Below are 11,613 nucleotides of genomic sequence, written 5' to 3' on the forward strand. Positions count from 1 at the left end.
TGATTTTTGGCTGGTATCCCGTTCCGTCCTGATTTCCGGCCCCCTGGCCGGTTCCTCTGAACTGCCTTGATCGTAACATGGTTTCCGGAATTTGTCGTTTCCCTAAAGAGCAAACTTTTGGAAAAGTTGTTGCTCTAAACGGCAATAACTCAATTTGATGTACAGCTATTTAGTCAATGGTAACCCAATTACCATTGCTTCTGCCGCATGAAAAAATACATCTTGTTTTTCCGCAGGCAGGTTCTGTATCATTTTTGCAAGCTGGTACAGCCTGGATTCGGTCTGCTCTTGTCTGCGTAGCCATTTCGGACATAGTTCATCCAATGGTACCTGAAGCACTTCGGCAATCCGGAAAAGACGATCCACTTTCATCACCATCTGTCCGGATTCATAACGGGAGATTTTCCCCTTATCCGCTCCGATTTCCATTCCCAGTTCTTCCTGCGTCATCCCAATCCGCTCCCGCCACACCTGGATATTCCTGCCAAACTCAATTAGATCGGGATTATCTATGGGAGCTTTCCTTTCCCTGGGAGAGTACCTAGTGTTGGGAAAATCTGCTGTTTTCATAATCGCTCACTCCATCTCAAAATTTTGGGGAAAATTTGAGATGAAGCTCATGGATATTTTGCGATGTATGGTTGCCATCGTCTGACCATAGAGCCCTTTCCGCTTTTTAGCGGAGCATAGGGCAAAAAACAGAGCCTTACACATAGCTAAAAAGCTATCTGTAAGGCTCCGAACTCATTAATCCTGCATACTAATTTCTCATTATGATTTGTGCAGGTGGCTGGTACGCTTGATAAATTTATTTTCGATGAATTACCAACATGTAACGGAATTGGATGTAACAAGTCCTGTGTCAGAGCCGCCATCAGATCCTCTAGCATATGCCTGAAGGGTCACACGGTAATCAACTCCAGACTCACCATCAAAATAAGCAAACCCAATATGTCCAAATGCATCGTAGCTATAGAAGTCCGGATGCTGTATACCTAACTGTGTCTCATACGGGATCCACTCCTCGCCGTTATAGTAGTCAATGTAAAGCGCTTGGGCGCCAACACAGTCCATTAGCCCTTTCCCGTCTACATGGTAAAAAATTTCTATGCGCCCATTGCCTTGGGCCTCCAAAGAGATCCCATAGATTGAAAGGTAGTCGCTGGCCCTGTCCTCTTGTGCATTAGCTACCCCAGCGGTCGAAAAAATAAGAGAAAGTACCATCATCATAGCAACAATCCGTCTTCTCATAACATTCTCCTTATTCTAATGATAATAAGATTCCTTCAGCTTCTTCTTCAGATATATTTCCTGTTAATGTATAGCTATAGTTATCATCAACCCAATATATCTGCATCCAACCTTTATTATTGACTATCTCATATTTCTTGCCTTGAACAGATAAGACAGTTACCTCTTCCCGTAGATCCTTCTCTATGAAACTGCGCTCATCCATGTGAGGTAATGGTAATACTCCATAGACAAGCTCGCCCTCATCAGCATGGTAATAAATCCACAGCTTAAAACAGCTATCTGCCGACTCGCTTGGAATGTTTTGAACTGTTATTGTATCTATACTAAATCGAGATGGTATCCATGTGATTACGGCGGCATCCTCTGCATTATAGTCTGACAATGCTTCTTCTAATGAGGTGTATCCACCATTTGGTTGCGGAAGATTGAGCGTCCCTGACGGCCCCCAAGTCACGTTTCTAATTAAGACCTCACCTGCATCAGTTATCACTACAAATGGATCTCTTCCTGTTGCAACAACCCCGAGGCAAAAAATTCCTATTACAAGAGCTGCCGCTATGACTGTAGTACGAAGAATCTGCCGGACAGATCTGCGACGTTTCTTCTCTGTGGGCCTGTCCTTATCACCACCTTCCTGCTGAAACAGATTCGCATGTGCTTCCAAAAATTCCCGACAAGCTGTTTCAACATCCACCTGTTCTCCAATGGGTGTCCGCTCATCCAACAGGGATTGCGCCGCATCGAACAGCTCATCGTCGAATTCTTCCCCTGGCCGTTCCATTTCCTGCTCCATGATTGCCAGCAATTCTTGATTGGAACAATCACACAGGGCGCAAATTTCTTCGCGTGTGGAATCACGCAGTCGAACCTCGACAGGCCCGCCCTGCTTTTTCCCCGGCATACAGTTACCTCCTCGTTATTTAATATCCGGTGATCAGAGATTTTCGGGACATCTGTCAAAACTATTTTCCCGAGATGTCCTCCGTCAATAACTTTCTGCACTTTGCCACAGCACGCGCAACACGTTTTCGTGCCGCCACTTCTTTGATTCCCAGAAATTCTGCAATATCCTGGAATTCTGCGTTTTCTTCGTAGCGCATTCGGAGCAGCTTCTCTTCTGCCTGAGAAAGGCCTTTGGGAATTAGGTCGGAAATACTCTTTCTTTCATCGGTATATATTGCGTCAAAGGCACTCAATTCCATCGATATTTCCATGCAGTAACTCTTGCGCTCCACCTCATGCGTGCATTTGTGATATAGCGTTTTGTACAACCATTTTCTGGGTGCCGTGTGCTTTCGAACCTTGCGGATGTCTTTCCATGCCGCTAAATAGGTCTCCTCCACCAAATCCTCTGCCAAATATTCATCTACCCACCGTTTGGCGTACCTCAAAAGTTCATTTATGTAGTCTTTATACAATTTCAGGAAAAATTCTGTATCATTCACGCCGACCACAGCCCCTCTCCGTTAATAAAAGGACTGTCAAATTCCAACTAATTCGACAGTCCTAATATCTTCCGATAGAATTGGATTTCTTCTTTGCAGAAAGCTAGGATGCGTTCCCGAACCTCTACGGTAGCACCTTCCAGTTCTTCTGCAATTTGAGCCTCCAAAATTTTCTTCCGCCCAGTTGACAGGTTTGCCCCCAGCAAGGTATTGATATCTGTATCTAGGGCATTCGCTATGTCAACTAGAACCGGAAGGCTTGGTTGTGCCCGGCCTGTTTCGATATGACTGATATGTTGTGCTGAAACGTTAATCTTCTCGGCAAGATCCTTTTGTTTTAAATTCTTCTGTGTGCGGTGAATGCGGATGTTTTTTCCAATCTCTCCATAATCTATCTTTGACATATTATGCTCCCATCTTAATACCCTGCCTATCTATTAGTATTGTAAATGGGCTACAAAATATAATAAATGGATTATATAGCTATAATCGCCTGAATTTATATAATATATCATCTGTCTAAACTATCTGTTTTACGTTATGCTCGTGGATAAGCGCTTCTGCTATTTATACAAAACCAGTTTGGCCTTTTTAAAGGATCTCCAATCGAGTCGCTGTCCGCAGCGATCGCAAAACCGCTGATACTCACGTTCCATGGTAATGCCGCACCTTGGACATACCGGAAACCCTGTAGTCCCACCGGAATAACGAAAACAGCGTATCTGCAACACAGGCATTGGTTGCCGATATGTAAGTTGCTGACAAATATCCATCAAGGACGGGCTATTTAGTGTTCCATGATAGTTTGCACAGATCTTTTCTGTGGTAACAGAAAGAAAATCTGGCTTCTGTTCGGTTTGGTTTAAAATATTTCGTCCACACCACTTTCTATCAGTAGGTAAACTATCTGTCTCATAAAGTACGAGCTTATACTGTCTGATACAATAATAAGTCACTTTACACTCTATGTAGCCATATTTTATATCCGGCTGCTTCTAAAATTTGGGACAATATATTGGAATTTTATTCTGCATATTATTCGTTAATGCTGTATAAATACTATAATTCCTGGTAAAACACCCCATTTTGATGGCTACCAAATGGGCTACCCAAAGATTAAAAATGTCCACAAAATGATTCTATATTTGAGGTTTTTTAGGGGAGGTTTCCTCTTCTGCGTTGACACGCTGCGCAGCCGGCTGAAAACTGCTGGGGTGCAGGCAGGACAGGCAGACCGCTGGAACCGGGACAGCCGCCGGCTGCGGGAGCTGGAGGCGGAGGTGCGTCTCTGCGCAAGCAGGTGTCCGAGAAGGATGAGGTGATTGAAGTCCTAAAAAAATCCGTCGGCATACTTTCCAGACCATAGAGGATAAATACCGGTACATCAAAGCCGGCCGCACGGGAGTCTCTGTGGGAAAGCTATGCCGTCTGCTGGAAATCCCCCGAAGCGGATACTATGCCTGGCGTACACGTGGGCAGAGCCGGTGTACACAACGCAATCAGGTGTAGCTGCGGGAACTGGTGCGTCTGCACGAGAAATATCCCGCGCTGGGGTTGGATGGTCTGTACCATATGGTCAAGCCCGCGTACCCCTGCTCGCGGGGGCGGGTGTACCGGCTGATGAAGGCCGCCGGCATCCACTCCACGCGCAAGAAAGCCTGCAAGACCACCACAAACTCCCGCCATAGCCATCCCATCGCGCCTAATCTGCTGCATCGTCAATTTTCCTTTGAGCGGCCAAATCAGGCCTGGGCGGGCGACATTACCTACATCCCCACTGCCGAGGGCCGGCTGTATTTGGCCGTTGTCAAGGACTTATGTACTAAAAAGGCGGTAGGCTGTGCCTTTTCCAGCCGCATCGATACCCAGCTGACTCTGGCCGCGCTGGACATGGCCGTACGCCGTGAGCGGCCCGGCCCTGGGCTGATTTTTCACAGCGACCGGGGCGGCCAATATGCCGCCGCAGCCTTCCGTGACCGGCATGTCCCGCAAGGGCGACCCTTATGACAACGCCGTGGCCGAAAACTTTTTCAGCTGCCTGAAATGCGAGCTGGTTTACTTGCGGCGCTATGATTCCCGCCGCGCCGCTGCGGCTGATCTCTTCGCCTATATTGAGGCCTTTTACAACACCGTCCGCCCACATTCCGCCCTCGGTCGGCTCCCTCCCCGCGCTTTTGATCACCAGCTGCACACTTTTACCGCATGACTTGAGTAATTTTGAGTATGCCTGCGATTCTTTCCGTTTTTCTGCGTTTTTTCCTGTCTACTTTTTCGGGAAGGGCTCATCTGCCATTTTGTCAGCTTTGACAGACAGCGTCAAGAAGTTCGGCTGCCCGGTAAAGAGCAACGGAGCCCGCAGGCTTAAGCCTGCGGACTCCGTTCAGCCTGTCGAGAAAGGCAGATTATGCATAAGGGATAAGCTGGGTTTCTGGCAAATAAGGGCCAGGCCAGGAAAAAAGCGGAGGGAGAAAACAACTTCTTCCACAACTAATTTGCCAGTTTTTTGAGATTCATGGCAACAAATTTAAGCTTCACCCAGTTTGTTACCTGGGCCAAGCCTCTGTACTGGGTATAACGCATAGCGTGTTTTTCCTTGGCGTCGGCAAAGACCCGTTCAATAGTTTCTTTCCGCCGCTTGTACAGCTCCCGGTACTTCGGCGTATAGCGGGCATCGTCAGCCAATTCCTCATAGTCCTTCCAAATATGCCTGTGCATGGTTTTGACACAGTCTTTGGAATGGGTACACAAATGGCGTGTAGGACAATTGAGGCAGATGTTGGGATTACTCCTGTACTCCCGGTATCCGTCCCGGTTGGTGGTGCGGTAGGTCAGGACTTGGTATTCCGGGCAAATCACACAGTCATCGTGCTCATCATATACATACTTCCACCATTCGTGTCCGCCCTTCATGGTCTGAGGCCGCTTATATGCGGTGGACAGCACACGTCCATCTTCAAATACCTTCTTGCAGATGTGAGGCGTCTTGTAGGCGGAGTCGGCAACAATCGTCTCTGCTTCCGGAAAAGCTGCTGTCACACGGTCATAGACTACATCAAATGCCACACTGTCATGTACATTTCCGGGCGTAATGACTGTCTCCAGAATAAATCCATGTTTGTCGCAGGCCGTGTGGGCTTCATAGGCAAACTGCCGTTTGTGCTCTCCCTTTACAAATAAGCCGCTGTCCGGATCGGTTGCGCTCCGGGTCACCGTACGCAGCTTCTCCTTCTTCTGCCGGACCAGCCTCTTCTTGGAGGTATTGTCCCGGCGCTTCTTTGCCGGAGCCGGAGACTCGTCGTTGTCATCAAACGGCTTCTTTCCATGGGCCTGGCGGTCTGCATTTACCTCTTCCATCAGCTCCCTGGCGCACTGTTTGGAGGCCACAGGAACCTGGATCTTCACCTGTTTTTTCGTATTGGCATTGGCCTTAATGTGCGTGCCGTCAATAAATACCGCCTTGGGTGAAAGGCAGCCCGCCTCCGCCGCTTCCCCAAAATCCAACGGAATCTGGTCTGCCGTCTCCTCTGTAAAGCGATGCCGGAAATTATAACTCACCATGGAAAAATGCGGCGTCTCTTCCTGCAAGCTATATCCCAGAAACCAGCGGTAATAAATACTGCCCCTTATCTCCTCCGCCGCCCGCCGCAGTGACGCCAACCCATACACATGCTGGATCAGTACCATTTTGAACAGCACCACTAGGTCTACGCTTGGTCTGCCATTGTCCTCACAATACAATGGCTCCACCATTTCGTACACCCGGTTGAAATCCACTGCCTGATCGATTTTCCGAAGCAGATGATCTTGCGGTACCAGGCTGTCTATTCCTACTATCTCAACCGCATCTCGATCCATTTTCTCTCGTTCCAGCATCTTTCTCACCACCAGCTCTATTTTATCTCATTTATAGCAAAAAGCCCAGCTTTCGCTGGACTTTTTCGACAGCCTGAACGGAGCCCGCAGCCTTAAGCCTGCGGGCTCCGTTGTTCCGCGTTCCCAGTCAGGACTGCGCCCATCCCACAAAAGCCATCTCGTCCTCTGTAAGGGTGATCATCCCCATATTCTCCGCATTCCAGTCCTGGAGCATCTGATAGAGGCCGAGTACCCCCGCCCGATACTCCTGCGTATCCTGCTGATACTGCTGGAGCATCTGGAACACCGAGTGCCAGGTATCCGGATTTGCGGCCACATAATCGGCGTACTTCTCCAACATCTGAATGGCATCTGCCGGGCGGTCCATCTGGAAGTAATACTCCGCCAGATAGAGCGGGATGGTGTTGGAATCCACTCGGGACAGCTGGGCGGCGTAACCGTCCGCCTGGTGAATGATGTCCAGGTTGGACTCGTCCAGCGACTCCGCACTGTAGACGTAGGAGAGCATGTAGTCGGCCCATTCAAAGCGGTCAATGGCGATCGCGTCCTCCAGGGTATCAAAGGTGGGCGACTGATCCACCATCCTCCGGGCCTGCAGGTTGAGTCCGAGAAGTACCGCATAGGCGACCATCAGTGCGGCAAGGCCCACCACCATCCATCCGCGGATCGTGTCCATGCTGGGGAGCAGGGGCAGCGTATCGCCGCAGCACAGGCTGATGAGCGCGAATACGCCGAGAGCCAAGATGAGATAGGAGTAGGAGGAGAACACAACCTCCGTGGCGGCGTGGCCCGCCATGAACACCAGGGCCGCGCCTAGGGCGGGGGCCAAGGGATGGCTGTTCTCGCCCTTCCGCCGCTCTTTCCAAATAGCCACAGCGGCGGTAGCAAGGACGCCCACAAAGAGGATCAGGCCGATCACGCCGGTCTCCGCCAGCGCCTGGATATAGTGGTTGTGGGCATATTTGGTCTCGTAGTAGAAGGACTGCACGCTGACGATGCCGTTCTCAAAGGCGCCCATGCCTAGGCCGATCACGGGACTGCGGAGGAACAGCTTGATGCCGTCCTCAAAGAACACAGTGCGCTGGATGGCGTTCTGGTTGGCAAAGAGCCCCTGGAGCCGGTTGGCCATGAAGCCGGGCAGCAGCTTGTACCCCAGCTTCAGCTCCCCGGAGCCACCGTCTCCCTGATAGGTGACCGCCTCCACGGTGCCCCCCTCCGGGGCGGTGAAGTTGAAATAGACCACCAGACTGTCCTCCGGGACGGTGAACGCGGCCCCGTCGGCATCGCCGTTGTAGAGCACTGTGCTGGTGTGCATCATGGTGTCCTGCCGGTTCTGGCTCTCAATCATCACGGTAAGAGGGGCATCCGCCGTGACATCCAGGGTATAGGCGCCGGGCTCCGGGTAGGCCGACCGGCGGAGCCCGTCCCCAGCCGCCAGAGTCGCGCTACCAGTGAGATTAAAGGCCAGCAGGATGAAGCCAGCCAGCAGGGCCAAAACCACCACAATCAGGAGTAGCACCGCCTTCCCCTGCTCACGGAGCTTGGCGGCTAGGCGTGCGCCGACGAACTCATCCACCACGCACAGAAGCACAGCGCCCGCAATGAGGCAGAGAAGGGGGATGGGCTGGAAGCCGCTCCACTCGTCCAGGGAAGTAATGGACACCAGCATGGCGGCCGCGACGGTGAGAATCAGGGTCTCCACCATCAGCAGGAGCAGGGAGGCCCGCCGCTCCCGGCGCTCTATAATCAGGTACATCAGGAACGCCACCATAATCACGCCGCTGGCGCCCATGCTAAAGGCCAGGACGAAGGACATAGCATTAGCAAACAGACAGACCAGATGGAACCGGCGCATGCCCTTCCGCTGCTCCGTGACGGCGAGGCCCAGGGAGAGTAGCACGCCAATGCCCACACAGCCGGCAAAGGTGTTAGGATTGGTGAAAATGGAGTTCATGCGGATGCCGGACTCCACCGGGATCAGATTGGCGTAGTCCTGGGAAAAGAGGCCGAGGAAGCCCAGGAAGGGCGTACTGAGCAGGCGGGTGGAGAGCAGATCAATGCTGAACAGGCCGGCCAGCGCCGCAGCACACTCCAGGATCCCGGCGATTCCCCGGCCCAGATCCGCGCCCTTCCCCCGGGCGAACGCCACGAAAATCATAAACAGGGAGAAGGCGACCAGCATTTTCAGGAACTCAGACAGGGCAAACTTTCCGGAGACGGCGTAGAGCGTGGAAGTCCCGTTCATGATCACCCACAGGCAGACCGCAGCCAGCGGGATGGTAAGGCGCTTGTGCAGGACCGGAAAGCGGACAAACATCCCGATTACGGCGGCGATGGTGACCACCATCGCCACAACCTTGATGGTTGAGGCGGAGCTGAGGCATTGGATCAGGAAAAATACAATGATCAGCGCTGCAAACAGGCCGATCTGCTTCGGTGTCAGCGCCGGCAGGGAGACCAGCGTCTCCGGGACGGCCTTTGGGAGATGTACGGCCGGCGCGGGCTGCGCAGCCTGTTCGGCCGGCGCCGCCGGGGCGGCTGAGGCCGTGGCCGGGTTAGGGGCCGACGGTGCTGCGGCCGGCTTTCGGTTGCGGCGGTTCTTCTTGGACATAGGTTTCCCTCCAGGTCAATGCAGTTTTTCTTGGTTGATAATCCCCCGGAACAGGGTCATAAATAGGATTTTTATATCAAACAGCAAGGTCCAGTTTTCAATATAAAAAATATCATGGCGGATGCGGTCCTCAATGGAGGTGTCCCCACGCAGCCCATTGACCTGAGCCCAGCCGGTGATGCCGGGGCGCACCTGGTGTTTTACCATGTAGAGAGGGACTTCCTCCTTGAACTGCTCCACATAGTAGGGCACCTCCGGGCGTGGCCCCACCAGGCTCATGTCCCCCTTCAGAACATTGAAAAACTGCGGGAGCTCATCAATGGAGCACTTCCGGATAAAGGCCCCGAACGCGGTCTTGCGGTCGTCGTGTACCCGGCTCCAGCCGGTGTCCTGGCTGGCGTTGACCCGCATGGAGCGGAACTTGTACATGTTGAATTTCTTCTTGTTCCGCCCCACCCGCACCTGCTTGAAGATCACCGGGCCGGGGGATGAGAGCTTCACCCCGATGGCGGCAAACAGCATGATGGGGGAGGACAGCACGATCAGGACCAGGGAGCCGCAGATGTCCATCAGCCGCTTGGCAAAGGCGTTCATCCAGTTGTCCAGCGGGATCCGCCGGATGTTCATCAGCGGGATGCCGTCGATGTCATCAAACTGGGGGTTGGATGGCATGTATTCGGCGTAGAAGGGGATGATGGACAGCTTGACCCCCGCCTTTTCGCACGCCTCGATGATGGACGGGGTCGCCTGGAACTCCTCTGCCGGGAGGGCGGCCACCACCTCGTCCGGGTGCCGGCGCTCCAGCACATGGCCCAGCGCTTCCACACTGCCGTAGTAGGTCAGGCCGGGAAAGACGGAGTGGCTGGCCACATAGCCGTCCACCTGATAGCCCAGCTCACGGTCGGACTGCACGGTCTCCCAGTACCGGCGCGCCATCATGCTGTCCCCCACCAGGATCACGTGCTTTTGATTGTACCCCTGCTGGCGGTAGTAGCGCAGCAGGCTTCGCAGGATAAACCGCTTGCACGCAAACCCCAGCAGCGAGAGAAAGTAAAAGATAAAAAGGGTGCCGCGGGAAAAGTGCATCTCCTTGAACAGGAACAGGAAAGTCTGTAGCAGGACGAAGTCCAGGGAGCAGGCCCAGAACAGGCGGCCCAGCTCCTGGTAGAGCCGCTTCTTTCGGAAGGACTCATACAGGCCGAAGGCGGCGAAGGTGACCAGGTAGACCGGCACCAGGGCCGCCGTCAAAATCATGTAGTGGCTGAATGGGACGTTGATAATACCGTCCCGCAGGACGAAAAAGCGGATCACAAAGGACATGGGCATCGCAAGCAGCAGGATCAGTCCGTCCAACAGGATGTTGAGGTAGTTCAGCATCCGTTGATTTTCCTTGATCATCCGGCGAACACCCTTTCCGACAATTTAACACTTTATTTTACTTCGGATTTAGCTATCTGTCAAACCACAACAGCTGGAGTTTTCACAAATTTTTCGCATTTCATCCCGGCTGGATCCGGCGTTTTTCTGCACCAATGACAGATGGGACTCTGCCGCAGGATGTTCTCTTCCGCCCCAGCCGCAGGCGCACAAAAATTGCAGGGGACTGCCGTAATGACAGCCCCCTGCGGCTTCTACTGAAAAAGATTTCACGAGATCTACTGATAGCAGGTGCTTTCCATCAGATTTCGGCGGTTTTTTCAAGATAATCTTCTGTTTCAGGCTCTAAATCCGCTCCCTCAACACCTTTTTCTTGAGCCCCGACGGTATAATTCTGGCCGAACTGTAGCTCCGGCAGCTGTTCCCGCTGGCTTTGCACCGTCTTATCCTGCTTTTTTGCCATAACAGCATGTCCATTGAACTGTCCGCCGTCTTCAACGACTAGGGCGGCCGTTTCAATATCGCCTTCAAGGTACCCCGTCTTTTCCAAATAGAGACGCTCTTTTGCCGTCACGTTTCCCGCGATCTTTCCAAAGACGCGGATCACATTTGCCGTTACCGGCCCTTTTACCATACCGGAGGCCGCGACCGTGAGGGTGCCGTCCAAAACGACCTCGCCCTCGATCGTCCCCTCCACCTTGACGACCCCATTCCCCCGCAGGGCGCCATTGACGGTCATTCCCCTGCTGATCACCGTTTGCGCCGATTGCGGATGAGGGGGCATAGATTGCTGTACCTGCGTTTTTTCCATGGGCTCTTCCCTCTCGTCCATAAATTCTTCGCCCCCGCCAGGTTCCGTTACGAATTCATTCAGCCCATCCTTAAATGATTTGAAAAGACTCAATTTGCTCACCCCAGTCCTGTGATTGCTGCAATACCTCCGCATGTCGAATGCGGCGTACAACAGCTGATATCCACCCATATTTTATACAAAAGTGATCACTTCTTCAAGTGAAAATCGAAAAATATGAAGCTGCACCTGCTTTTTGGCGC

10 protein-coding genes are annotated in these 11,613 nt (G+C 52.4%); 1 reads left to right on the forward strand and 9 read right to left on the reverse strand.

The window, feature by feature from the left end:
• Positions 1–165 precede the first annotated feature (165 nt).
• From B5E42_RS08775 to B5E42_RS08795, 5 genes are all read right to left on the reverse strand, one after another.
• On the reverse strand, positions 166–570 hold the full coding sequence (locus tag B5E42_RS08775; RefSeq protein WP_087238741.1) for a helix-turn-helix transcriptional regulator: 405 nt from the start codon (positions 568–570) through the stop codon (positions 166–168).
• A 252-nt stretch (positions 571–822) separates the two neighbouring features.
• On the reverse strand, positions 823–1,251 hold the full coding sequence (locus B5E42_RS08780; RefSeq protein ID WP_087238743.1) for a hypothetical protein: 429 nt from the start codon (positions 1,249–1,251) through the stop codon (positions 823–825).
• Between the two features lie 10 nt (positions 1,252–1,261).
• Positions 1,262–2,155, reverse strand: coding sequence for a DUF4367 domain-containing protein (locus tag B5E42_RS08785; protein WP_087238745.1), 894 nt, complete (start codon positions 2,153–2,155; stop codon positions 1,262–1,264).
• Between the two features lie 61 nt (positions 2,156–2,216).
• A complete protein-coding gene (locus tag B5E42_RS08790) occupies positions 2,217–2,708 on the reverse strand; it encodes an RNA polymerase sigma factor (RefSeq protein WP_087238747.1) in 492 nt (163 codons plus the stop codon).
• Between the two features lie 38 nt (positions 2,709–2,746).
• Positions 2,747–3,103 (reverse strand): helix-turn-helix transcriptional regulator, encoded by a 357-nt coding sequence (locus B5E42_RS08795; protein ID WP_087238750.1) that lies wholly within the window; start codon positions 3,101–3,103, stop codon positions 2,747–2,749.
• 1,117 nt (positions 3,104–4,220) lie between these two features.
• On the opposite strand from B5E42_RS08795, the gene B5E42_RS18840 reads away from it, so the two are divergent.
• Entirely contained in the window at positions 4,221–4,706 is a 486-nt protein-coding gene (locus B5E42_RS18840; RefSeq protein ID WP_162613944.1) for an IS3 family transposase, read from the forward strand.
• A 480-nt stretch (positions 4,707–5,186) separates the two neighbouring features.
• Here B5E42_RS18840 and B5E42_RS08805 read toward each other — a convergent pair whose 3' ends face one another.
• From B5E42_RS08805 to B5E42_RS08820, 4 genes are all read right to left on the reverse strand, one after another.
• Positions 5,187–6,572, reverse strand: coding sequence for an IS1182 family transposase (locus tag B5E42_RS08805; RefSeq protein ID WP_087238752.1), 1,386 nt, complete (start codon positions 6,570–6,572; stop codon positions 5,187–5,189).
• Between the two features lie 127 nt (positions 6,573–6,699).
• Positions 6,700–9,183 (reverse strand): O-antigen ligase family protein, encoded by a 2,484-nt coding sequence (locus tag B5E42_RS08810; RefSeq protein ID WP_087238755.1) that lies wholly within the window; start codon positions 9,181–9,183, stop codon positions 6,700–6,702.
• A gap of 15 nt (positions 9,184–9,198) precedes the next feature.
• A complete protein-coding gene (locus tag B5E42_RS08815) occupies positions 9,199–10,581 on the reverse strand; it encodes an undecaprenyl-phosphate glucose phosphotransferase (protein ID WP_087238757.1) in 1,383 nt (460 codons plus the stop codon).
• A gap of 280 nt (positions 10,582–10,861) precedes the next feature.
• Complete coding sequence (locus B5E42_RS08820; RefSeq protein ID WP_162613946.1) at positions 10,862–11,371, reverse strand: polymer-forming cytoskeletal protein; 510 nt, start codon at positions 11,369–11,371, stop codon at positions 10,862–10,864.
• Positions 11,372–11,613 lie beyond the last annotated feature (242 nt).

The sequence above is a fragment of the Flavonifractor sp. An10 genome (genome assembly GCF_002161215.1).
Classification (GTDB): domain Bacteria; phylum Bacillota; class Clostridia; order Oscillospirales; family Oscillospiraceae; genus Flavonifractor; species Flavonifractor avistercoris.